At 66.6% G+C, this 22,327-nt stretch carries 23 protein-coding genes; 13 read left to right on the top strand and 10 right to left on the bottom strand.

Annotated elements, in window-relative coordinates:
* Nucleotides 1-415 precede the first annotated feature (415 nt).
* Nucleotides 416-1,114 carry a winged helix-turn-helix transcriptional regulator gene (locus RBB42_RS08450; protein WP_305969488.1) on the bottom strand — a complete coding sequence of 233 codons (699 nt, stop codon included), beginning with the start codon at nucleotides 1,112-1,114 and terminating at the stop codon, nucleotides 416-418.
* Between the two features lie 185 nt (nucleotides 1,115-1,299).
* On the opposite strand from RBB42_RS08450, the gene RBB42_RS08445 reads away from it, so the two are divergent.
* The 3 genes from RBB42_RS08445 to RBB42_RS08435 are packed head-to-tail and all read left to right on the top strand — an operon-like array spanning nucleotide 1,300 to nucleotide 2,367.
* Nucleotides 1,300-1,521, top strand: coding sequence for a tautomerase family protein (locus RBB42_RS08445; RefSeq protein WP_305969487.1), 222 nt, complete (start codon nucleotides 1,300-1,302; stop codon nucleotides 1,519-1,521).
* A 33-nt stretch (nucleotides 1,522-1,554) separates the two neighbouring features.
* Entirely contained in the window at nucleotides 1,555-1,956 is a 402-nt protein-coding gene (locus tag RBB42_RS08440) for a group I truncated hemoglobin (protein WP_305969486.1), read from the top strand.
* Between the two features lie 45 nt (nucleotides 1,957-2,001).
* Nucleotides 2,002-2,367, top strand: a complete 366-nt coding sequence (locus RBB42_RS08435) for a cupin domain-containing protein (RefSeq protein WP_305969485.1) — start codon at nucleotides 2,002-2,004, stop codon at nucleotides 2,365-2,367.
* 86 nt (nucleotides 2,368-2,453) lie between these two features.
* Here RBB42_RS08435 and RBB42_RS08430 read toward each other — a convergent pair whose 3' ends face one another.
* Entirely contained in the window at nucleotides 2,454-3,455 is a 1,002-nt protein-coding gene (locus tag RBB42_RS08430) for a GlxA family transcriptional regulator (protein WP_305969484.1), read from the bottom strand.
* Nucleotides 3,456-3,604: 149 nt separating this feature from the next.
* Here RBB42_RS08430 and RBB42_RS08425 point away from each other — a divergent pair, with 149 nt between their 5' ends.
* Nucleotides 3,605-3,901, top strand: a complete 297-nt coding sequence (locus RBB42_RS08425) for a nickel-binding protein (protein WP_305969483.1) — start codon at nucleotides 3,605-3,607, stop codon at nucleotides 3,899-3,901.
* 204 nt (nucleotides 3,902-4,105) lie between these two features.
* Here the strand turns inward: RBB42_RS08425 and RBB42_RS08420 are convergent, their stop codons facing one another.
* Genes RBB42_RS08420 through RBB42_RS08410 form a run of 3 tightly spaced genes read right to left on the bottom strand, consistent with a single transcriptional unit; the run spans nucleotide 4,106 to nucleotide 7,115 of the window.
* Nucleotides 4,106-4,882 (bottom strand): ABC transporter ATP-binding protein, encoded by a 777-nt coding sequence (locus RBB42_RS08420; RefSeq protein ID WP_305969482.1) that lies wholly within the window; start codon nucleotides 4,880-4,882, stop codon nucleotides 4,106-4,108.
* The gene (locus tag RBB42_RS08415; protein ID WP_305969481.1) at nucleotides 4,876-5,937 is read right to left on the bottom strand and encodes a FecCD family ABC transporter permease; all 1,062 of its coding nucleotides are present in this window, start codon (nucleotides 5,935-5,937) and stop codon (nucleotides 4,876-4,878) included. The genes RBB42_RS08420 and RBB42_RS08415 overlap by 7 nt, the downstream gene beginning before the upstream one ends.
* Before the next feature lie 47 nt (nucleotides 5,938-5,984).
* Nucleotides 5,985-7,115 carry an ABC transporter substrate-binding protein gene (locus RBB42_RS08410; protein WP_305969480.1) on the bottom strand — a complete coding sequence of 377 codons (1,131 nt, stop codon included), beginning with the start codon at nucleotides 7,113-7,115 and terminating at the stop codon, nucleotides 5,985-5,987.
* 123 nt (nucleotides 7,116-7,238) lie between these two features.
* On the opposite strand from RBB42_RS08410, the gene RBB42_RS08405 reads away from it, so the two are divergent.
* The gene (locus RBB42_RS08405; RefSeq protein WP_305969479.1) at nucleotides 7,239-7,994 is read left to right on the top strand and encodes a class I SAM-dependent methyltransferase; all 756 of its coding nucleotides are present in this window, start codon (nucleotides 7,239-7,241) and stop codon (nucleotides 7,992-7,994) included.
* A gap of 153 nt (nucleotides 7,995-8,147) precedes the next feature.
* The gene (locus RBB42_RS08400) at nucleotides 8,148-9,044 is read left to right on the top strand and encodes a DUF817 domain-containing protein (protein ID WP_305969478.1); all 897 of its coding nucleotides are present in this window, start codon (nucleotides 8,148-8,150) and stop codon (nucleotides 9,042-9,044) included.
* On the opposite strand, the gene RBB42_RS08395 is transcribed toward RBB42_RS08400, so the two are convergent.
* From RBB42_RS08395 to RBB42_RS08385, 3 genes are read right to left on the bottom strand one after another with little or no spacing between them, the layout of a single operon-like run.
* Nucleotides 8,974-9,873, bottom strand: a complete 900-nt coding sequence (locus tag RBB42_RS08395) for an EamA family transporter (protein WP_305969477.1) — start codon at nucleotides 9,871-9,873, stop codon at nucleotides 8,974-8,976. The two genes, RBB42_RS08400 and RBB42_RS08395, sit on opposite strands and share 71 nt — an antisense overlap.
* Before the next feature lie 57 nt (nucleotides 9,874-9,930).
* Nucleotides 9,931-10,830: a fatty acid desaturase gene (locus tag RBB42_RS08390; RefSeq protein ID WP_305969476.1), complete on the bottom strand. Its 900-nt coding sequence runs from the start codon at nucleotides 10,828-10,830 to the stop codon at nucleotides 9,931-9,933.
* On the bottom strand, nucleotides 10,823-11,026 hold the full coding sequence (locus tag RBB42_RS08385) for a DUF2061 domain-containing protein (RefSeq protein WP_305969475.1): 204 nt from the start codon (nucleotides 11,024-11,026) through the stop codon (nucleotides 10,823-10,825). Before RBB42_RS08385 ends, RBB42_RS08390 begins: the two co-directional genes overlap by 8 nt.
* 107 nt (nucleotides 11,027-11,133) lie before the next feature.
* Here RBB42_RS08385 and RBB42_RS08380 point away from each other — a divergent pair, with 107 nt between their 5' ends.
* Complete coding sequence (locus tag RBB42_RS08380) at nucleotides 11,134-12,009, top strand: helix-turn-helix domain-containing protein (RefSeq protein WP_305969474.1); 876 nt, start codon at nucleotides 11,134-11,136, stop codon at nucleotides 12,007-12,009.
* A gap of 186 nt (nucleotides 12,010-12,195) precedes the next feature.
* Nucleotides 12,196-13,584 carry a calcium-binding protein gene (locus RBB42_RS08375; RefSeq protein WP_305969473.1) on the top strand — a complete coding sequence of 463 codons (1,389 nt, stop codon included), beginning with the start codon at nucleotides 12,196-12,198 and terminating at the stop codon, nucleotides 13,582-13,584.
* A gap of 66 nt (nucleotides 13,585-13,650) precedes the next feature.
* Here RBB42_RS08375 and RBB42_RS08370 read toward each other — a convergent pair whose 3' ends face one another.
* Nucleotides 13,651-14,697 carry an aldo/keto reductase gene (locus RBB42_RS08370; protein WP_305969472.1) on the bottom strand — a complete coding sequence of 349 codons (1,047 nt, stop codon included), beginning with the start codon at nucleotides 14,695-14,697 and terminating at the stop codon, nucleotides 13,651-13,653.
* Between the two features lie 141 nt (nucleotides 14,698-14,838).
* Between RBB42_RS08370 and RBB42_RS08365 the strand changes: the two genes are divergently transcribed.
* Together RBB42_RS08365 and RBB42_RS08360 are read left to right on the top strand one after the other, a co-directional pair.
* On the top strand, nucleotides 14,839-15,447 hold the full coding sequence (locus tag RBB42_RS08365; protein ID WP_306043630.1) for an ImuA family protein: 609 nt from the start codon (nucleotides 14,839-14,841) through the stop codon (nucleotides 15,445-15,447).
* A 78-nt stretch (nucleotides 15,448-15,525) separates the two neighbouring features.
* Nucleotides 15,526-16,761, top strand: a complete 1,236-nt coding sequence (locus tag RBB42_RS08360; RefSeq protein WP_305969470.1) for an MFS transporter — start codon at nucleotides 15,526-15,528, stop codon at nucleotides 16,759-16,761.
* Here RBB42_RS08360 and RBB42_RS08355 read toward each other — a convergent pair.
* A complete protein-coding gene (locus RBB42_RS08355; protein WP_305969469.1) occupies nucleotides 16,749-18,023 on the bottom strand; it encodes an MFS transporter in 1,275 nt (424 codons plus the stop codon). The two genes, RBB42_RS08360 and RBB42_RS08355, sit on opposite strands and share 13 nt — an antisense overlap.
* 187 nt (nucleotides 18,024-18,210) lie before the next feature.
* Between RBB42_RS08355 and metG the strand changes: the two genes are divergently transcribed.
* The 3 genes from metG (at nucleotide 18,211) to truB (ending at nucleotide 22,327) form a co-directional block, all read left to right on the top strand.
* On the top strand, nucleotides 18,211-19,923 hold the full coding sequence (metG, locus tag RBB42_RS08350) for a methionine--tRNA ligase (protein ID WP_305969468.1): 1,713 nt from the start codon (nucleotides 18,211-18,213) through the stop codon (nucleotides 19,921-19,923).
* A 120-nt stretch (nucleotides 19,924-20,043) separates the two neighbouring features.
* Nucleotides 20,044-21,363, top strand: coding sequence for an MATE family efflux transporter (locus RBB42_RS08345; RefSeq protein WP_305969467.1), 1,320 nt, complete (start codon nucleotides 20,044-20,046; stop codon nucleotides 21,361-21,363).
* Nucleotides 21,364-21,415: 52 nt separating this feature from the next.
* Nucleotides 21,416-22,327 carry a tRNA pseudouridine(55) synthase TruB gene (gene truB / locus RBB42_RS08340; RefSeq protein ID WP_305969466.1) on the top strand — a complete coding sequence of 304 codons (912 nt, stop codon included), beginning with the start codon at nucleotides 21,416-21,418 and terminating at the stop codon, nucleotides 22,325-22,327.

The following is a 22,327-nucleotide window of genomic DNA, read 5'->3' as shown; positions in this document are numbered from 1 at the left end:
CTGCAGGTGTCCCGTTCGGGGCGTTTTACCTACTCGTTCGCGCCATCCCTATCCGAAGGGATAGGAGGTGGGGTGCGACCCGCCTTTCGTCGCTCAATTGCACAATGCATTGGAACCTCTCCCAAACCTACGGCTTCGACTTTGGGAAAGATGCTCGTCAAATTTGGCGGAAATTAGGAACAATTTCCGCCATTCTTGGGTTTGATTGGGCCGACTTGCTGAATGGAATCAGGTTTCATGGCCATATTCACAAAGTTTGGCGAACGGGTGCCGGGCCGTGTCTGGTCAGCCCCACGCCCTCGGGCGCAACATGATCATCGGTGTCAGGCCGCGTTCTTGGACGCAGGTTCTATCGCCTTTCCGGCAATCCGCCCGGCCTCGATGCAGCAGGCACCCGGCCCCCCTTGCAAGGCGATCAGCTTGCCAGCTTTTCCTGCTGTGCGAAGGGGCTGAGGCCCAGCCAGGTCTGCATCGAGCGCGTCAGCTCGGACGATCCCACAAGCAGCAGCGCATCGCGGTCCACTGCATCGGCCACAGACCGCAGGCCCATCCAGATCTCCGTCATCGTCCGCAGATCGACGGTCGCATAAAGATCCACGTCAAAGCCGGGGTCGATATGGCAAAGGTCCACGGTCCGGTCCGGTTCCACGATCAGCCACCACTTGCGCTGTGCCTCGGGCAATTCGGGGTAGATGAACTCGATCACCACGCGCCGGTCGGGCACCGGCGTCGTGTCGAGATTGCGGCGCATGTCCCACATGAGCAATTCCGGATCGAGGTTCTCGAGCGACGGCTCGGTCTCGACCCATTTCTGCCCCCACATGCCGATCGCCTCGATCACCGGCTGCAGGTCCTTCCCGGCCTGGGTCAGCCGGTAGGCATCCACGTCCGGCGGGTCGGTCAACCGCCTGCGTTCCACGACGCCCGCCGCCTCCAGCTCGCTCAGGCGTTTCGACAGCAGCGCCGGAGACATCCGCGGGACGCCCCGCCGCAACTCGTTGAACCGGGTCGATCCGGCGACCAGTTCGCGCAACAGCACGACCGTCCAGCGGGTGCACAGCACTTCGGCGGCCATCGCAACCGGGCAGAACTGCTTGTAGCTCGCATTGGTCATGGCAGACCTCCTTTCGGTCTCGGGTCTGCATCATGACAGATTCCCCCCGTGCCAAGCCAGTTCAGACTCTGTACCGGCAGCGATTCAGTTCCTGAACTGGCGCGATCACGGGGCTGGCTGGCATTTTGCGCCCATGCCGGTTGGTTCCGGCACAGGAAATCCGACCAGCACGAAAGGAGAAGACAATGCCCCTTGTCGATATCGAACTGATCGCGGGCGTCTTTGACGACGACCAGAAACAGCGGATGATCCATGACGTGACCGAAGCGATGGTCGGCGTCGAGGGCGAGGCCATGCGCGGCGTCACCTGGGTCCGGGTGCACGAGATTGCCAGCGGCGAATGGGCCATCGGCGGCAAGCCGATGACGGCAGAGGCCGTCAGGGCGGCGCGCTCCCAACCCGCCTGAACACGTCCCCGGACAGATCAGAAAGGAACAGCCATGACCAGCCAGGTCGCCACAGACTTGCAAACCGTGACGCTGTACGAGCGCCTCGGAGGCGCCGCCGGCATCCGCCGGATCGTTGACGGTGCCGTCGCGGCCCATATGGACAACCCGCTGATCGGGCACCGGTTCGCGCCCTATGCGGACCAACCGGAGCGGGTCGAGGAGATCAAGCAGCACACCTGCGATTTCTTTGCCGCCGGCAGCGGCGGCCCCGACACCTACCGGGGCCGCAGCATGGCCGAGGCGCATCGAAGCATGCAGATCGACGCGGCGGAATACGATGCCGCCTGCGACGACATCCTCGGGACGATGGAGGCGCTGAACTACGACCAGCGCACACGCGGCGAGGTCGGGGACATCCTCCAGTCCCTGAAATCCGAAATCATACACATGTAACGAGGCCGGTCCGTCGCGACCGGCCCTCCGAAAGGCAGGAAAGACATGACTAACGCCATCGAAACCCACCGCTTCGAGCGCCCCGACGAGCGGCTCGACATGAAGGACCGTGGCGGCATCGACATCGTGAAGACAGGACAGGGATCGACCGGCATGCACGCCGTGTTCGAACCCGGCTGGACCTGGGAGGCGGACGAAAAGCCGCTCCTCGGCCATCCCGATACCTGCCCGATGCACCACACCGGCTACTGCCTGTCCGGCCGTCTTGTCGTCCGGATGGTCGAAAGCGGACAGGAAACGCCGATCACGAAAGGCGATTTCTTCGAGATCCCACCCGGTCACGACGCCTGGGTCGCGGGCAACGAGCGCGTCGAGATGATCCTGTTCGAAGCACCGGGCGCCCATCCCTGACAGCGCCCGCCCTTGGCAATCCTGAACCTTGCCGCAAATGGGCTCCTCTTCGCGAGGGGCCCTTCCCATGCGCAAGGGTGCCGGGCCTACCCCCTGCCCGGGCGGAACCGGTCGCGATAGGCGGATGGCGTGGCGCCACAGTGGCGTTTGAAGACGCGGCGGAAAAAGGCAACATCCTCGTATCCCACCGACAGCCCGACCTGCTCGATCGACGGCGCGCCGTCCTCGAGCATCTTTCGCGCCGCCGAGACACGCAGCATCTGCTGATAGACCCCCGGCATGTGGCCCGTCGCCTGCTTGAACCTGCGCATGAGGTTGCGCCGGCTCATACCCGCAACCTCGGCAAGTTCCTCGACGGGAACCTCGCGGGTGAAATGCGCCGTCAGATGATGCTCGGCCTCCCTGATCTTGTCGTCGCCGTGCGGCCGCGCCAGCGGCAGCAAGGCATAGCCGGACTGGCTGGGCCGCGGCATGTCGAGGAGCAGCGCCTTGGAGCACTCGATCGCCACGTCGCGCCCGCAGAGACGCTCGACAAGATGCAGGCTGAGGTCGCTGGCCGCGTTGACACCGCCGCTGCAATAGAGGCCCGCATCCTCGGTGATGAGCAGGTCGGTCTGCCAGTCGACATCGGGGTATCGCTGCATGAAACCCTCGGCGACGCCCCAATGTGTCGTGGCCGTGCGACCGGCAAGCAGTCCCGCCTCGGCCAGGAAAGCAACGCCGGAACAGACCCCGGCGATCCGCGTGCCGGTCCGATACCGCTCGGCCAGCCAGGACGGGATCGCGGCGTGGCGCGCCATCCAGTCGTCCGGCACCGGCCCCGAGGCCGAGACCATCACCAGGTCGAGCGATCCCAGTTCCGGAAGTGCACAATCGGGCGCGATGTTCAGCCCATAGGCGCTGCGCACCGGCGCCCCGTCGATCGACGCCGTCGTGACCCTGAATCGCGGTTCGGGGTCATCGCCACACATCTCGTTCCACATGGTTCCCGCGGCCGAGAAGACCTCGATCGGGCCGACGGCCGTCGACGCGTATCCGTCGTTGACGAGAACGACCGCGACGTCCAGCTTGTCGCTCTTCTCCGTCATCCCCCGATACTGGCATTTTCGCCCGCGGATTTCACGCGCCGCACGCGTGTTTGGCACGATAACCGCCGCTTTCCGTCCGCATCGCCCGGTGCCATTTCGCCCGCAGCGGGCCCATTCTCTGGTCGTGAACAGATAGAGAGGAGGCAAAGATGGATCTCTACATCATCCGCCGTCACGGCATCTGGTCGAACGAGGACGAACTCGCGGCGACCAACGAGAAATCGTTGCGGGTCGGCGAGGCCATGAAGGCTCGGCTGCGCTGGATCCGCAGCTATGCCGTGACCGAGGAGGACGGCCGCATCGGGTCGGTCTGCATCTACGAGGCCAGCGACCGCGAGGCCATCCGCGAACACGGAGAGCGCATCGGCGCGCCCAGCGAGGACATCCGGCTTGCCCGCGGCACTGCCGTCAAGCGGGACGATCCCGAGCCGGTGACCTATGTATGACAGGATTTCCCCGGCAGGTGCCGGGGCAATCGCTTCGACCAAGGGCAGGTCCGGGCCGCTCCCGATGTGCTCGACCGTCAGAGCGAACCCGCTGCTGCAGCGCGACCGGCTTTTGTCGCGGCTTCACCGGCCTCGTGCATGCGACCAAAGAAGGCATGGGCTGGCAGGGCAAATCCCGCCGGGCAGGCCGCACGGTCGCGACCCTTACGCGATTGCCTCCCGCGTGGCGGTGTGTGCGGGCCCGTCCACGATCATCATAGGGCAGCCGCGCGAACACCGCTCGACGCGGCTGTCAATGCCGTACAGCCTTGCGATCAGTTCCGGTGTCAGCACCTGCAAGGTCGGGCCGGTGTCCAGGATGCGGCCGCCCGCCAGCGCCATCACCGTCGTGCAGGCGCGCATCACCTGGTTGAGGTCGTGCAGGGCGAGGATCACCACCGCGCCCGTCGCTTGCGCATAGCGACGCAGCGCCTCGAGAACCTCGTACTGGCGATACAGATCCAGGGCCGAGGTCGGCTCGTCCATCAGCACCACCTTGGGCCGCGTCACCAGGGTCTGGGCAATGCTGACCGCCTGCCGCTGGCCACCGGACAGGTCCGGCAATTGCCGGTCCGCCAGATGCGCGACACCAAAGCGGTGCAGCACGTCGTCGACGGCGGCAAGTTCGGCTGAGGACAGGCGCCAGCCCCCGCCATCCTGTTTCAGTGCGAGGATGACGGATTCGTAGACGGTCAGCGCAGCGTTCATGGCGGTGTCCTGCGGCATGTAGCGCAGGTCGCTCTGCTCTGCGCCGGTCAGGCGGACGGCGCCGCTGCCGCGAAGCTGCCCGGCGATGCGTCGGAACAGGGTCGATTTCCCCGCCGCGTTGGCGCCGACAAGGGCGGTCAGGCTACCGCCCTCGATCCGGGGCGTCGTGGCGCCGGTCAGGATCTGGTGGCGGCCATAGCGCGCGCCGACCTGGTCGAGCGCGAGGCTTACCATGATTTGCGTCCTTTCGTCAGGATCAGCGCGGCAAAGAACGGCACGCCGACAAGGGCGGTGATGATGCCGATGGGCAGGACCGCGCCGGGCAAAATGGCCTTGGACAGGACCGAGGTCGCGGACAGGATCACCGCCCCCGACAACATCGCTCCGGGCAGAAAGAACCGCTGATCCTCGCCCAGCAGCAGCCTCGCGACATGCGGGCCGACGATGCCGATGAATCCGATCGTACCGACAAAGCTGACCGGCACCGCGGCCAGCAGCGAGACTAGGAACAGCGCCTCGAGCCTCAGCCGTTTCACCGGCACGCCCATCGCGGCGGCGCGGGTCTCTCCCAGTCGGATCGCGGTCAGCGCCCAGGCGCGGCTGGCAAACAGCGGCGTGCAGACCAACAGGATCACGGCGGTGACCGCGACCTTGGCCCATGTCGCCTTGGTCAGGCTGCCCATGGTCCAGAAGACCACCGCCGACAGCGCCTGTTCAGAGGCAAAGTATTGCAGCAGGGCCAGCGCGGCGTTGAAGCTGAACACCAGGGCGATGCCCAGCAGAACGATGGTTTCCACCGTCACGCCGCGCAGCGTGCTGAGGCCGAAAATCAGCAGCGACGCCGCCATCGCCATGGCAAAAGCGTTGATCGGCACCATCAGCGCGATGGCCGCCGGGAAAAGCGCCACCCCGAACACCATCGCCAGCGCCGCGCCAAAACTTGCGGCGGCGGACAGGCCCAACGTGAAGGGGCTTGCCAGCGGGTTGGCAAGGATCGTCTGCATCTGCGCGCCCGCCAGCGAGAGGCTGGCCCCGACGGTGACCGCCAGCAGCGCCATCGGCATGCGAATGTCCCAGATCACCACCCGTATCTGCAGATCGGCTGTCGCCGGCGAATAGATCGTCTGCAGCACCTCCCCCAGCGGATAGCGCGCCGGCCCCAGCGACACGTCGACCGCCACCGACAGCACCAGCAGCAGGGCCAACCCCAACAGGATCGCGATCCGCCGCGCGACAAGGCCGCGATAGGCGGAGGCATAGGTGGGGGTATTCGAAGTCAGCGCAGCCATGAGGCCTCCGGGGCAAAGGGGGGCGGCACCATGACCGCCCCGTCAGATCAGTTCGTGGCCGCGTCCAGCGAGACCCAGTAGCCGGGGTGGTAGTCCACCGGCAGGAATCGGTCATGCAGTTCGACCAGCGTCGCCTCCGGGTCGAGATCGGGGAACAGGTCGGGGTGCATCCAGGTGGCCAGCCGCTGCACGGCGATGAAACTGTAGGGATTGTTGTAGAACTGGTGCCAGATCGCGTGGACCTGCCCGTTCTCCACAGCTTTCACGCCGGTAAAACCGGGGCGCTCCATCAGGGCGGCCAGCTTGGCCCGGGCCTCTGCCTCATCCGATCCCGGTCCGACGCCGATCCAGTCGCCGCCGGGCACATAGGCGTCCCAGTTGCCGCCCGTCACCACGATCTGGTCGGGGTCCGAGGCGATCAGCTGTTCGGCGTTGATCGTGCCGAAGGTGCCGGGAATGAACGGCTTGGCCATGTTCTCGCCCCCGGCCAGCTCGACGAAGGTGCCGAAGTTGCCATTGCCGAAAGACATGCAGCAGTCTTCGGAATAGCCGCCGGCGCGTTCGACAAAGACCAGCGGGCGATCGAGGTCCGTGGTCGCGTCGATCACATCGGTCACGCGGGCAAGCTGTTCCTCGTAGAAGGCGTTGAACTCTGCCGCGCGGTCTGCCTTGCCGAACAGTTGCCCGATGATCTGCATGGACTTGGCGGTGTGTTCGAACGGCTTTTCACGGAAGTCCACGTAGACGATCGGGATGCCGACCTTGGCCAGCTTTTCCTCGTAATCCGCCTCATCCGTGGCCGCCTTGGCCTCGAGGTTCAGGATCAACACGTCGGGGTCCAGGGCGACCGCCTGTTCGATGTCGAACGTGCCATCCTTGAAGCCGCCGAAGGTCGGGATCTCGTCCAGTTGCGGGAACTTCTCTGCGTAGAGCGCATAGCTTTCGGGGGCTGCCTGCAGCAGGTCATCGCGCCAGCCGACCACGCGCTGGAAGGGATCTTCGCCATCCAGCACGGCGGCAAAGAAGATCTGCCGCCCCTCGCCAAGGATGACGCGGTCGGCTGGGCCGTCCAGCGTGACGTCTCGCCCGGTGATATCGGTGACGGTGATCGGATCGGCCAGCACCAGTGTCGGCAGGATGGCCAGCGCCGTGGCGCCAAGCAGACGGGTAAAGGTCATGTTTGCGGTCCCTGTTCCATTTCGCGCCGTGGATAGGGGTTCCCGACAAAATGAGTCAAGTTATAAATTGACAAAATTAGTCACCTAAAAGAAGCCAGCATCAGGGCACGAACGAGGACCACCATGACCACCCCGCACCTGAAGAACCGTGACATAAGGGACGAGATCCGGGACTACTGGTCCGACCGCGCCGCGACCTTCGACGACGATCCCGGACACAAGATCGCCGACGGCGCCGAAATGACTGCCTGGGCCAAGCTGTTCCGCAAGCATCTGGGCACCGGCCACGGGCGCCGCTTGCTGGATCTTGCCTCGGGAACAGGGGAAATCTCTCGGCTTTGCAAGAAGATGGGATTTGACGTGACCGGGCTGGACTGGGCCGAACCGATGCTGGACCGCGCCCGGGCGAAACTACCCGATGTGACATTCCTGCAGGCGGATGCGGAACGAACCATGCTGCCCGCGGGCAGCATGGATGTGATCGTCACGCGGCATCTGGTCTGGACCCTGGTCGATCCCGCGGCGGCTTTCGCCGAATGGCATCGGGTACTTGCGCCGGGCGGGCAGCTTCTGGTGATCGACGGGGACTTCGTGACGAAAAACTGGCTCGCACGACTGCTGGGGGGACGAAGGGCCGGCAACCACAGGGCCGCCGAGCGCCACCACCGCATCCTGCGGCAAGTGCATTTCACGCATGGGGCACGGGCCGGTGACGTCGCCCGGATGCTGTCGCAAGCCGGCTTTACCGACCTGCACATCGATACCGGGCTCGGGCGCATCCACCGGGCACAGGCGCGCCAGATGGGCTGGCGCAAGTCGTTGCTCCGCCGCTGGGAGCATCGATATGCGATCTGCGCCTCGAAACCTGTCGCGACATAGCCAGCGATCCATTGGGTTCCGCCGCGACGTTCTTGGCGCCCTTCGCATGGACGGGTATCGGCCGATCCGCACTCCCTGCCCCCGCCCGCCAAGGAACGAAAGGTCAGGCATCCCTGACTGGCGCCCGCCACCGCGCCGCGCCAAGACAGATCCATGACCACGACCAGACGCCTCGAACGCGCGCTTGGCGATTTCACCCGCGCGCATCTCCCCACCGGCCTCGCCGATCTCCTGATGTTCCTGCTCAAGCAGGGCTGGGCCTGCCTGTTCGGCTTCCTGATGCTGGGCGGCCTGCTCGTCAGCGACCGGATCTGGCAGGACGACTGGGCGCTGCACCGCTACGACGCGCTCTTTCTCTACGCCCTCACCCTGCAAGTCTCCTTTCTGGTCCTGAAACTGGAAACCCTGACAGAGGCCAAGGTGATCCTGCTGTTCCACCTGACCGGCACGGCGATGGAACTGTTCAAGGTCAATGCCGGCAGCTGGGCCTACCCCGAGGAGGCGCTGCTGAAACTCTACGGCGTGCCGCTGTTTTCCGGCTTCATGTACGCGGCAGTGGGCAGCTACATGGCCCGCGTCATCCGCATCTTCGGCATGAAATTCGCCCCCTACCCGCCGTTCTGGACGAGTGTGGCGCTGGCCGTGGCGATCTACGTCAACTTCTTCGCCCACCACTACCTGCCCGACGCGCGTTACGTCCTGATGGCCGCCACGGTGGCGCTCTTCGCGCGCACCCGCGTCTGGTTCACGATAAACCGTACCCGCCGCTGGATGCCGCTGCCGGTCGCGGCCTTCCTGACCTCGATCTTTCTCTGGATCGCCGAGAACGTGGGCACGAACACCAACACATGGCTCTACAAGGGACAGACGAAGCTGGATCTGGTCCACCTGTCCAAGATGGGATCGTGGTACCTGCTGCTCTACGTCAGCTTCGCCACCGTGACACTGGTCCTGCGCGACGCGCTCTTGCCTGCGCCGCTCACAGACCCAGCACCAGAACCAGGATCGACACCGTCAGCACCGCGATCCCCAGCACCTCCCGCCGCGTGACGGTTTCGCGAAAGAACAGAACGGAGGCCGCCAGCGACAGGATCAGCTCCACCTGCCCCAGCGCGTAGACATAGGCCGCCTTTTGCAGGGTGAAGGCCGTGAACCAGCCCATCGTGCCGGCCATCGAGCTCAGCCCCAGCCAGACCGCCCGGCGCCGCGCCGCCCAGACCGCGCGCAACTGCCCCGGTTCGCGCCAGCGCAGCCAGACCGCCATACCCAGCGTCTGCAGCGCCGTCACGCAGACCAGCGACAGGGCCGCGCGCAGGACCGGGTCATCGCTGGGCACCTCCAGCGTCGTGGCACGATAGCCCACGCCCGCCACGGCAAAGAAGAACCCCGACCCGACCCCCAACAGCACCGCCCGGCTGCGCAAGCCGCGCCAAAGCCCCGCCGCATCCGGCGTCCTTGACAGCATCAGCACGCCCACCAGCCCGATCCCGATTGCCAGCCAGCCCAGCGGAGAGATCGCCTCGCCCAAGAGGACGAGCCCCATCAGCGCAGTCTGGATGACCTCGGTCTTCTTGAAGGTGATGCCCACGGCAAAGTTGCGCTCGCGGAAGGCCAGCACCACCAGCACCGTGGCCAGGATCTGCCCCATCCCGCCGACCACTGCCCAGGGCCAGAAGGCGGGCCCGGGCACGGGCAGGCCGGCCCCGGTCAGGCCCAGGTACAGCAGCAGGACCACCAATCCCGCAGGCATGGCATAGGCAAACCGCGCAAAGGTGCTGCCCGTGGCGCTGATGTCGCCCGTGGCCAACAGCTTGTGCAGCATGAAACGCGCGGTCTGAAAGGTGGCCGCGCAGAGGGTGGCGATAATCCAGAGGTCCATGCCGCCATTAGCGGCAGCGAACCGCCGGGCACAAGCGCAACGCGCCCCGGACCAGCGTCAGCCCCGCGGCCAAAGCGGATGCGGCACCGGGTCCTTGGCGCGCAGGAAGTAGCGCCGGAACACCTCGGCGTATGAGCCATAGCGATAGCCGCCGTTGCGCGACAGGTAGCGTTCCGGGTTCCGGCGGTACATCACCGGCAGCCGATACCAGGGCACCATCGCGTGCATGTGGTGCACAACGTGCAGGTTGTTGTTGAGAAAGATCAGCGCCAGCGGCCCGCGATCCTCGATGATGACGGTGCGCCCGCGCGCGTCCTCATGGGCGCGGTGCTCCAGGAAGGTGCGGATCTTCAGGATCGACAGCGCCGCGTAGGTGCTGAGCAGGAAGGCCCAGGCCGGCATCTGCCCCAGTGCCACCATCCACCAGGCCACAACGGCCACCGCCGGCACATGCAGTGCCCAGCCCAGCAAGACCCGCCGATCCCCCCGCAGCACGGCGCGCAGGTCCGACAGAACAAAGGCAAACGTCCCCAGCAACGGCCCCAGCAGCATCCGCCCCGCAAGCGTGTTGTTCACCTGCATCACCATCCGCGCCATGCGCGGCAGACGCTGCCAGGACTTGGGATCCAGGAAATTGCTCTCGGGGTCGTCATAGGGATCGGTCAGGATCGAGTCGCGGTGATGCGCCAGGTGGGTGTCCTTGAACCGCAGGTAAGGCACCACCAGCGACAGCGCCGGAAAGACCAGCGCCCCGTTCCAGAAGCGCGACCGGAAGGGATGCCCGTGCAGCATCTCATGCGTCAGGGAGGAATGCAGCGCCGCGCCCAGCGTCACCAGGACCATGCCCAGCGGCAGCCAGACCGCCGCCGCCCATGTCGTCCCCAGCGCCCAAAGCGCATAGCACGCGGCCAAGAGCGCCAGCGTCGGCCATTCCAGCCCGCGCAGCCGCTCAGACATGACGCCCCCAGCGAATGCCCGACCAGACACGCTCGTAGACCAGGTAGGACAGGAATCCGATCACGGCGTTCACCACCGCCATCCCGCCCCCGAGTGCCAAAGAGCCTGTAAAGGCCAGGCCCACCCCGGCCATCATCACCAGCCCCAGTGCCGTCCACAGGACGGATTTCACAAGCGTACGCGCCCGCGTTTCCATAGAACCTCCGAATGTATTGATCACGGGGCCAAGGTAACGGGCGCGCAAGCGGGGTGGCATCCTGTCTATGGTTCACATTTCTCGCATTCCGTGACAAAAATCACTATATGAGCAAGATTATCGACAAGCGGGCGCGCGCGGACCTTCTGCGCAAACGGCTGGCCGAGGCGATGCAGCGGGCCGGGTCGAACCAGACCGCGCTGGCGCGGGCCGTGGGCGTGGACCGCTCGACCATCTCGCAACTGCTCAAGGACACCGGCGCGCGCCTTCCCAACGCCCAGCTTGTCGGGTCCTGCGCGCAGGCGCTTGGCGTGTCGTCGGACTGGTTGCTTGGCCTCTCGGACCGACCGGAATCCGCCGCCGACCTGCTGGCGACCTCCCTGACCCTGACAGAGGCGCCCCGGGCACTGGTGGATGAACAGATCTTTCGCTGGCACCGCGAGGCGGAGGGATACAAGATCCGGCACGTTCCCGCCGCCCTTCCCGACATGCTCAAGACGCGGGCGGTGCTGGAGTGGGAATACGGGCCGCATCTGGGCCGCACCACCGAACAGGCGATCAACGCCTCCGAGGACCGGCTGGACTGGATGCGCGCCTCGAAATCCGATTATGAAATCGCCTTTCCGCTCTACGAGATCGAGAGTTTCGCCGAAGGCGTGGGCTATTACGCCGGCATCCCGGCAGAGGTCCGGCGCGCGCAACTCAGGCAACTGGCCGAACTGAGCGCCACGCTCTACCCGCGGCTCCGGATCTATCTCTTCGACGCCCGACGGCTCTACTCGGCGCCGGTCGTGGTCTTCGGGCCACTCCTGGCGGTGCTCTACCTGGGCCGCAACTACCTGGCCTTCCGCGACACCGAACGCGTGACCGCGATCACCCGCCATTTCGACCACCTCGTGAAAGAGGCCAGCATCACCGCCCGCGCCCTGCCCGACCACGTCACGGCGCTGGAGGCAAAGGTGGGGCATGATCCGCGCGGGTGAGGGCCCCGGTGATCTGGATCACCCGAAACCGCTGCCATCCGGATTCATTATGTGCAAGCATCTGCACCTGCCACCTGTTCACGCGGCGACGTGATTTGCGTCAACGCGGCAACCCGCACGGGCCACCGGCCGGACAGGGGCAAGGCAATTAATTGGTAACGACATTGGTAAACAGGAGAGTCCGCCATGGCCAGTTTCACGATCACCAGCAACACGACAACGAACCAGGACCTCAGCTCTGGTGAAACCGGATTTGTCTCCGTACTTGGGTCCCTGTCCTCAACGAGCGGCGATGCCATAGACGCAACCGGAGAAGTCAGGATCACCGTTCTGGGCGCCGTGCAGGCCTTCTCGGGGCAGGCGATCGACATCAACAGCGGGACCAACACATTCCTCGAGATCGGCCAGGCAGGCTACGTCGGGTCCAGCACCTCGGATGCGATCAACGCCACGTTGTCGACGACGGGCAATGTCGTCAACTTCGGCACCATCCAGTCCGATTCCGACGCGATCGACCTGCGTGCGAACGATGGGGCGGCGGTGATCCGGGTCGACAACCACGGCCATATCTCGGCGCGCAGCGACGGCCTGGTGCTTTATTCCGGCACCGGTGTCGTCACGGCCATCAACACAGGCACCATTACCGCGCAGGATACGGGGGTCTTCACCGACTTTTCCGCTGCGTCCGGCATCACTGCCCTGGACAACAGTGGCGTGATCCAGGGGCTGACCCGGTCCTACAGCGGCAGCGGCGCCATCGACGTCATCCGAAACGCCGGAGAGATGATCGGCGGAATCGATCTGGACGACGGCAATGACAGGTACGAAGGAGGCAGCGGCAAGGCAGTCGGCACGGTGTCGGGCGGCGCAGGGCTCGACACGCTGGCCGGCGGCGCCTTCACCGACGAATTCTCCGGCGGCAACGATGACGACACCCTGCTTGGTCGCGGCGGCGACGATTTCCTTGCCGGCGATGCCGGCAATGACGCGATCCTTGGTGGCGCGGGCAATGATTCCATTGACGGCGGCTTCAACGACGACACCATCAATGCCAACGCCGGCGACGACAGCGTTGACGGCGGCACCGGCAACGACATCCTCGTCGGCCAGGACGGCAGTGACGTCCTGAATGGCGGTGACGGGCTGGACACCATCGACGGCGGCAACGGCGACGACACGCTCGAAGGCGGCGACGGCAACGACATCCTGCGCGGCCGCGCGGGCGAGGATGAGTTGGCCGGCGGTCTCGGGCGCGACTTCCTCACCGGCGGACAGGATGCGGACAGTTTCGTGTTCCGCAGCACCGCCGAAACAGCGGTGGGCGCGAACCGCGACCAGATCCTCGATTTCGAACAGGGCATCGACCTGATCGTCGTGGCCGGGCTTTCGCCGGGTGTCTTCGAGTTCCGCGGCACCGCCGGCTTTGCGCCGTCCGGCAACGCCGAGCTGCGCCTTCTGGAAACCGCCACGGGGTCCACGATCGTGCAACTCGATGCCAATGGCGACGGCACAGCGGACGCCGAGATCCGCGTGGCCAATGTCACCGGCCTGACGGCGGATGACTTCGTGCTCTGACCTGCGCCCGTCCGCCCCCGTCACCCGCAGGCTGTCCAAGGCCGGACAGCCTGCGAAGCGCGTGGCTCAATAGGGCATCGGATGCGCCTTGTGGACCTCGTCCAGGCGTTCCAGCAGCTCGTCGGACAGTACCAGGTCGCTGGCCCCCAGCAGGTGCTCCAACTGGTCCATCGTGGTCGCGCCAAAGATCGAGGAGGCCACGAAAGGCCGCCGCGCGGACCAGGCCAGCGCCATGTGCACCGGGTCCAGGCCAAACTCCCGCGCCACGCCCAGATAGGCCTCCACCGCCTCGAAGACACGCGGGTTCAGCCGTCCGCCCATCGTCTCGTTCAGCGACATGCGCGAGCCCTCGGGCACCGCGCCGCCCTGGTACTTGCCGGTCAGGAACCCGGCACCCAGCGGCGAGAAGGGCAGCAGGCCCACCTCCTCGTAGACCATCAGCTCGGCCAGGTCGGTATCGGCCAGCCGGCACAGCAGCGAGTATTCGTTCTGGATCGAGGCCACGCGCGGCCCGCCGACCCGCTCCGCCGCCTCCAGCCACAGCGCCGTGCCCCAGGCGCTTTCGTTCGACAGGCCGAATGCGCGGATGGTGCCGCGTTCGACCTCGGCCTGCAGCGCGTCCAGGCAATCCTCCATGTCCGCCACCACCTGCGCGCGGGTCCAGCCCGATTGCGAGGGGTCATAGCGCCAGTTCTTGCGGAACATGTAGCTGCCCCGGTTCGGCCAGTGGAACTGGTAGAGGTCGATGTAATCGGTCTTGAGCCGTTTCAGCGCCTCCTCGACCGTGTCGCGGATCGTTTTCGAGGTGATCGGCGCCCCGTCGCGCGCCATGCTGCCTTCGCCGGAATGCTTGGTGGCCAGGATCCACTCCGACCGGCGGCCCGAGGCGGCATTCCAGTCGCCGATGATCTCCTCCGTCCGGCCAAGGGTTTCGGCCCGCACCGGGTTCACCGGGTACATCTCGGCGGTGTCCATGAAATTGATTCCGGCCTCCAGCGCCCTGTCGATCTGGCGATGGGCCTCTTCGGGCGGGGTCTGGTTGCCGAAAGTCATCGTGCCCAGGCACAATTCGGACACCATCAGGCCGGTGCGGCCCAGCGGGTTCATCTTCATGGGAAAGGCCCTTGTCTGAAATCGTCGGTCGGGCGCCAAAATGACAGGCCCAGCCGGGATGGCAAGAGGCACCGATCCCGGCGCATTTCCGTCGGGCAGGCCGGACTCCGCGCTTGAGAACAAAATGAGAACACGTTAATCTTGCCGCATGACGATGGCCTCTGCCCTGCTCACCCGCCGCCCCCATGCGCCGCCCCCGCGCTGGTTCTGTGGCGCGACATCCTGCTGCCGCTTGCCCGCGTGCACGAACTCTGCGGCCAGGCCCGGCGCACGCTGGCGCTGCACGTCGCGGCCCAGGCGGGCGGGCCGGTGATCTGGATCACCCGCCGCCACAGCCCGGATCAGCTCAACCCCTGCGGCATGCAGGCGATCCTGCCCCCGGGAGAGGTGATCTTTGCCGCCACCGACCGCCCCGACGACAGCCTCTGGGCGATGGAAGAGGCGCTGCGCAGCGGTGCGGCGCCGGTGGTGGTGGGGGACCTGGCTGACCCACCCCCGATGACCCCGGTGCGCCGGCTGCACCTTGCGGCAGAGGCCGGGGCGGGCATGGGGCTGTGCCGCCCGCTGGGGCTGATCCTGACGCCCGGCGCGGGCGGCGCGCCGGGGGTCGAGACGCGGCTTCGCTGCGATCCCCTCCATGCGCCGGAACAGACCGCCTGGCGCATAGACCGGCTGCGCGCCCGGATGCAGCCGCCCAGAACCTGGCGGCTGGAGGGGGGAAAGCTGCACGACTGGCCCACCCCCGACTAGCGGACGCCACGGCCGAAACGACAAGATTTTGTCGCGAAGCCACCTGACTTCCGCCGCCCGAGCGGGCAGAAACACCCCATGCGCCTGATCATCTCCTTTGCCTCGCTCTTTCTTTCGGTCATCCTGTTGCAGCTTTCCTCGGGCAGCGTCGGCCCGCTCGACGCGCTCTCAGGGCTGGCACTGAACTTCACGACAACGCAGATCGGCCTCTTGGGCTCGGCGCATTTCGCCGGGTTCTTCATCGGTTGCTGGTGGGCGCCGCGACTCATGGGGTCGGTGGGCCATTCACGCGCCTTCGCCGCCTTCACGGCGCTGGGCACCATCGGCATCCTCGGCCACGTCTTGGTGGAAAACCCCTATGCATGGGCGACGCTGCGGATCGGCCAGGGGCTCTGCGTCGCCGGCTGCTACACGGTGATCGAGGCCTGGCTGCACGCCAAGGTCACGAACGAGACCCGGGGCCGCGCCACCGGCGCCTATCGCCTCGCCGACCTCGTCGCCTCGCTGAGCGCGCAGTTGATGATCTCGATCCTGCCGCCCGCGCATTACGTCAGCTACACGCTGCTGGCACTGCTCTGCACCGCCGCCCTGTTGCCGCTGACGCTGAGCCGCCTGCGCCCGCCGGAAACCCCCGACGCCCCGCGCCTGACCCCGGGCCTGGCTTGGGCGCGCTCGCCCCTCGCGGTCGCCGGTGTGCTGGTGGCCGCGCTGTCCAGTTCCTCGTTCCGCATGGTCGGCCCGCTCTACGGCACCGGCGTCGGGCTGGAAACCGCGCAGATCGCCTTTTTCCTCGCCTCCTTCGTGGCCGGCGGGGCGCTGGCACAATACCCGGTGGGCTGGCTGGCCGACCGCTATGACCGGCGCTGGGTGCTGGTCTGGCTGTCGGTCGCGGCCATCGGCAGTTGCACGCTGACCGCGCTGGCCACGGGCCTGCCCACCCCCGGGATCATGCTGACCGCCGCCATCTTCGGCCTGACCACCTTTCCGATCTTCTCGATCGCCGCCGCCCACGCGCATGACTTTGCCGCCAGCGAGGAACGCATCGCCCTGTCTGCGGCGCTGATGTTCTGGTTTGCCGTGGGCGCCATCGCCGCGCCCTGGTTCGCCTCGGCCCTGATCGAGCTTTACGGCCCGCCCGCGCTTTTCGTCATGATCGCCGCCGGGCACGCGCTGCTGGTGGTCTTCGGCCTGGTCCGGATGGGCAGGGGCCGCGCCAGGGAAACCCGCACGCGCTATATCTATACGCCGCGCTCGACCTTCCTGGTGGGGCGCCTGCTGTCAGGCTTCCGCGACCGCCCGGATCAGGATGACTGATCCGTCGCCGCCTCCTGCTCCGCCTCGGCCTCGGCCTGGTCGACCGCCCATGCCCCGGCCGCTTCCAGCGCCACCGGGGACGAGGTCGGCAAGACACCCAGGTAGCTGTCGGTCTCGTCCACCGGAACCCCCGGGCGCTGCGTCATCCGCCACCCGGCATAGCCGGCAATCGCCGCGAAAAAGCCCAGCGTCACCAGCCAGAATCCCTCGGCCCCGACCCATTCCATGACAGCACCGGCCGCCAGCGGCCCGAAAATCGCGCCAAGCCCGTAGACAAAGACAAGGCCGCCAGAGGCCGCGGGCATGTCCTCGACCTGCAGATAGTCGTTCGTGTAGGCGATGAAGAGCGCGTAAAGCGGCGTCGCCACCCCGCCCATGAGAAAGGCCGCCGCCATCAGGATCCTGATCTCGCCGGCGACATAGCCCAGCCCGCAGGCCGCCCCCCCGAACAGCGCGGCGCCAAGGATCAGCAATCGCCGGTCCATCCGGTCCGACAGCCAGCCCACCGGATATTGCAGCACCAGGCTCCCGGCAAAGCTCATCGCCACGAACAGCGCGGTCTGCGAGGTGCTCATGCCGATCTGCGTGGCATAGACCGCGCCCATGCCCGACTGCGCCGCAAAGACGCCGCCCAGCAGAAAGATCCCCACAGCTGCAAGCGGCGAATTGCGATAGAGCGCGATCAACCCCATCGGCTTGGCCAGTTCCGTCGCCGGGGCCGGCTGCACCGACAGCAGGATCGGCCCGAAGGACAGCGAGACGAGGATTGACGCGCCGATGAACAGCGCCGCGCTGGCCGCATCCCCCACGGTCAGCAGACCCTGCGCCGCGATGACACCCAGCGTCTGCGCCAGCATGTAGGCCGACAGCACCTTGCCGCGGGTCTCGTTCGTGGCCGCGTTGTTCAGCCAGCTTTCGGCGGTGACATAGACGCCCGACATGCAGAACCCGACGAGGATCCGCAGGATGGTCCAGGCCCAGGGTTCGGCGATCAGGGGAAAGGCGATCAGCCCGGCCGACATGAAGCTGCCCAGCGCGGCAAAGACACGGACATGCCCGACGCGCCGGATCATCCCCGGCGACAGCCGCGCGCCCGACAGGAACCCGACGAAATACCCCGAGGTGACAATCGCCAGCTCGGCCGGCGAAAACCCTTCGATCCCGCCGCGCAAACCGATCAGCGTGAAATGCATCCCGTTGCCGATCATGATGAATACCATGCCGACAAGCAGGGCCCAGACCCCCGACAAAACCTGCAACATCACCCTGGTTCCTTCGCGTCAGAGGCTCGTTTCACCCGGCCCCGCCTCGCACGGGGGCGGGGGGCGATTCCGTCGCTGCAGCGCCGCATCGCGGTCTGTTTGCGACAAAGCGGGAGCGCCCTCTGGTCCTCGGGCCGCTTGGCGGCTAAACCGTGCGCAAACCCCGGTTCTGACAGAAGCGCACATCATGGCCCGACATCTCATCACCTCTGCCATTCCCTACATCAATGGCATCAAGCACCTGGGCAATCTCGTCGGCTCGCAATTGCCTGCCGACCTCTATGCCCGCTACCTGCGCGCCCGCGGGCACGAGGTGCTGTATCTCTGCGCGACCGACGAACATGGCACCCCCGCCGAACTGGCCGCCGCCAAGGCGGGCAAGCCGGTCGCCGACTACTGTGCCGAGATGTGGGAGGTGCAGTCGAAGCTGGCCGAGGGCTTCCGGCTGTCCTTCGATCACTTCGGGCGCTCCTCGTCCGAGCAGAACCGCAAGCTGACCCAGCATTTCGCCAAGGTGCTGGACGACAACGGGCTGATCCGCGAAGTCTCGGAAACGCAGATGTATTCCAAGGCCGACGGCCGTTTCCTGCCCGACCGCTACATCGAGGGCACCTGCCCCAACTGCGGCTTCGACTCGGCCCGCGGCGACCAGTGCGACAACTGCACCAAGCAGCTCGACCCGGTCGACCTGATCAACCCGCATTCGACGATCTCCGGCTCCACCGACCTCGAGATGCGCGAGACCAAGCACCTCTACCTGCGCCAGTCCGCGATGAAGGACCAGATCGAGGAATGGATCGACACACGGCAAGGCTGGCCCGTGCTGACCACCTCGATCGCCAAGAAATGGCTGAACGACGGTGACGGGTTGCAGGACCGGGGCATCACCCGCGACCTCGACTGGGGTGTGCCGGTGCAAAAGGGCGACGCGCCCTGGCCGGGCATGGAAGGCAAGGTCTTTTACGTCTGGTTCGACGCGCCGATCGAATACATCGCCTGCGGTCAGGAATGGGTCGATGCCGGAAAGGGCGACAACTGGGAACGCTGGTGGCGCACCGACAAGGGCGCCGACGACGTGCGCTATACCCAGTTCATGGGCAAGGACAACGTCCCCTTCCACACCCTCTCCTTCCCGGTCACCATCCTCGGGTCGGGCGAGCCGTGGAAGCTGGTCGATTACATCAAGTCGTTCAACTACCTCAACTACGACGGCGGCCAGTTCAGCACCTCGCGCGGGCGCGGCGTCTTCATGGACCAGGCGCTGGACATCCTGCCCGCCGACTACTGGCGCTGGTGGCTCCTGTCCCACGTCCCCGAAACCTCGGACAGCGAATTCACCTGGGAAAGCTTCCAGTCCGGCGTCAACAAGGACCTCGCCGACGTGCTGGGCAACTTCGCGTCGCGCGTCACGAAATTCTGCCGTTCGAAGTTCTCCGAGGCGGTCCCCGAGGGCGGCACCCCCGGCGAGGCCGAGGCCAAGCTGATCGCCGACCTGACCGCCAAGGTCCGGGAATACGAAACCCACATGGAGGCCATCGAGATCCGCAAGGCCGCCGCCGCCCTGCGCGCGGCCTGGGTGCTTGGCAACGAGTACCTGCAAGAGGTCGCCCCCTGGACCACCTTCAAAACCGATCCGGAGCAAGCCGCCGCGCAGATCCGCCTGGCGCTGAACCTGATCCGGCTCTACGCGGTGATCTCCTCTCCCTTCATCCCCGATGCCTGCGCCGACCTGCTGAAAGCCATGCACGCCGAGGATGCCGAATGGCCCGACGATGTCACGGCGGCGCTGACCGCCCTGCCCGTCGGCCATGCCTTCACCGTGCCGGACGTGACCTTCCGCAAGATCACCGACGCCGAGCGCGAGGAATGGCAAGAGCGCTTTGCCGGCAAGCGGGACTGATCCGCGCGCTTCTGCGGAACCGAACCGCCCGCGGCGCGTTCGGTCCGCATGTCGCAGCAAAAAACCCGTGATCTGACCAAGGGGCCCGTTGGACGGGCCCTTTTTCGTGTCTCCGCCCCGATGAGCATCGGAATTCTCGGTGTGCTCTCCGTCGGCCTTGCCGATGCCGCCTTTCTTGCGCGCGCGGGCGACGTGCCGCTGACGGCCATAGGCTTCATCTACCCGGCCATCATCGCGTTGACCTCGCTGTCGATCGGCATGGGCGCCGGCACCTCTGCCGTGGTCAGCCAGGCGCTGGGGCGCGAAAGCGGCTCTGACGCGATCGCCGCGCGCCTCGCCCTGCATTCGCTGATTTTCGCGACCGCGCTGGCCATCGTCGCGGCGTTTGCCTTCTACCTGTCCGCCCCCTGGCTCTTCGAACTGATGGGCGCCCGGGACGCGGTGAAAGAGGCTGTCCTGTCCTATGTACCCTGGTGGTGCGCCAGTTTCGTCCCGATGGTCGCGGGAATGGGGCTGAACGCGGTCTTCCGCGCCGGAGGAGAAAGCGGCATCGCCGCCACGGTGATGACCCTGCAATCGCTCATCAACATCGCCCTCGACCCGATCTTCATCTTCGGGCTTGGCGCCATTCCTGCACTGGGCACCGAGGGCGCCGGCATTGCCACCTGCATCGCGCGCGTTATCGGCTTCGCGGGCCTGCTGACCTTCGCCCTCCGCAGCGGGCGGCTGTCCCTCTCGCGCAACTGCCTGACCGGGATCGGCGACAGCCTTCGGCGCATCGCCCGCATCGGTGGGCCGGCGGCGGCATCGAACGCGATCAACCCCCTGGGCCTGTCGCTCGTGACCTCTGCCGCAGCCACGCTGGGCGATGCCGCCGTGGCCGGCTTTGGCGCCGCCACACGCCTGCAATCGCTGCTGTTTGTGCCGATGCTGGCGCTTTCGTCCGGGATCGGCCCGGTGGTCGGCCAGGCCTGGGGCGCCGAGAAATTCGACCGCGCGCAACGGGCCGTGCACCTGACCTTCCTGGCCTGCCTCGGCTATGGCGCGGTGCTGTCGGGCGCATTGATGTTCGCCGCGCCCTGGCTTGCGACACTCATGACCGATGGTGGCGCGGCCGCGGCGGACGCAACGACCTACCTGCGCTGGGGCAGCCTCGGCTTCTTCGGCTACGGCATCCTCGTCACGGCCAACGCCGCCATGAACGCGCGCGACCGCGCGCTCTGGTCGATGGCGCTTTCGGCCAGCCGGATCGCGCTGGTCTATGTGCCGCTCGCCTGGGCGGGTGCCGCGCTTTTCGGCTTTGCCGGGATCACCGCCGCGTTTGTGCTGGCCAACCTCTGGGCGGTCCTGCTCGCGCTGGTGCTCTGCCGCGCCGCCGGCCTGCTGGACGTGTCGCTGCCCCGGGCCAGCCACGGCGACGGAACCTTCGCCCGCGATTGACAGCCTGTCCGCCGCTTGCTACCCCGCGCGCCTCATCGCACAGGGGCAAGACATGGCACGCAGGCGCAAGGGACGCGACATTTCCGGTTGGCTGATCGTGGACAAGCCCGCGGGCCTGACCTCGACCGCCGTGGTCAACAAGGTCCGCTGGGCGCTGGACGCCAAGAAGGCAGGACACGCCGGCACGCTGGACCCGGAAGCCACCGGCGTTCTGGCCGTGGCCCTGGGCGAGGCGACCAAGACCGTGCCCTATATCACCGACGCGCTGAAGGCGTACCGTTTCACCGTGCGCTTCGGGCAGGCCACCAACACCGACGATGCCGAAGGCGAGGTCATCGCCACATCCGAGGCACGCCCCTCGGACGACGAGATCAAGGAGTCGCTGCACGGGTTCGTCGGAGAGATCATGCAGGTCCCGCCGCAGTTCTCCGCGGTCAAGATCGATGGCGAACGCGCCTACAAGCGCGCCCGCGACGGCGAGGAGATGGAGATCGAGGCCCGCCCGCTCTGGGTCGAGGAACTGGTGCTGACCGAACGCCCCGATCCTGACACCGCCGTTCTGGAAATGACCTGCGGCAAGGGCGGCTATGTCCGCTCCATCGCCCGCGACCTGGGCAAGGCGCTTGGCTGTCACGGCCATGTCGTCACCCTGCGCCGTCTCTGGTCCGGCCCCTTCGAGGCCGAGCAGGGCATCACGCTGGAGCAGATCGATGCGCTGGCCCGCACGCCGGAGCTGGACACCCACTTGCTGCCGCTGGAGGTTGGCCTCGACGAACTGCCCGAGTTGAAATGCACCGCGCAGGGCGCCGCGCGGCTGCGCAACGGCAACCCCGGCATGGTGGTGCCGGGCGACGTGGAATACGGCGACGAGGCCTGGGCCAGTTTCGAGGGCCGACCCGTCGCGGTGGGCCGCTTCAAGGCGGGGGAATTGCACCCCAGCCGGGTCTTTAACCTGCCAGAGTGA

Origin of the sequence: Mameliella sp. MMSF_3455, assembly GCF_030733205.1 — a bacterium.
Lineage (GTDB): Bacteria > Pseudomonadota > Alphaproteobacteria > Rhodobacterales > Rhodobacteraceae > Antarctobacter.
The sequence above is the reverse complement of the archived record's forward strand: the minus strand, read 5'-3'. Positions and strand labels throughout refer to the sequence as shown.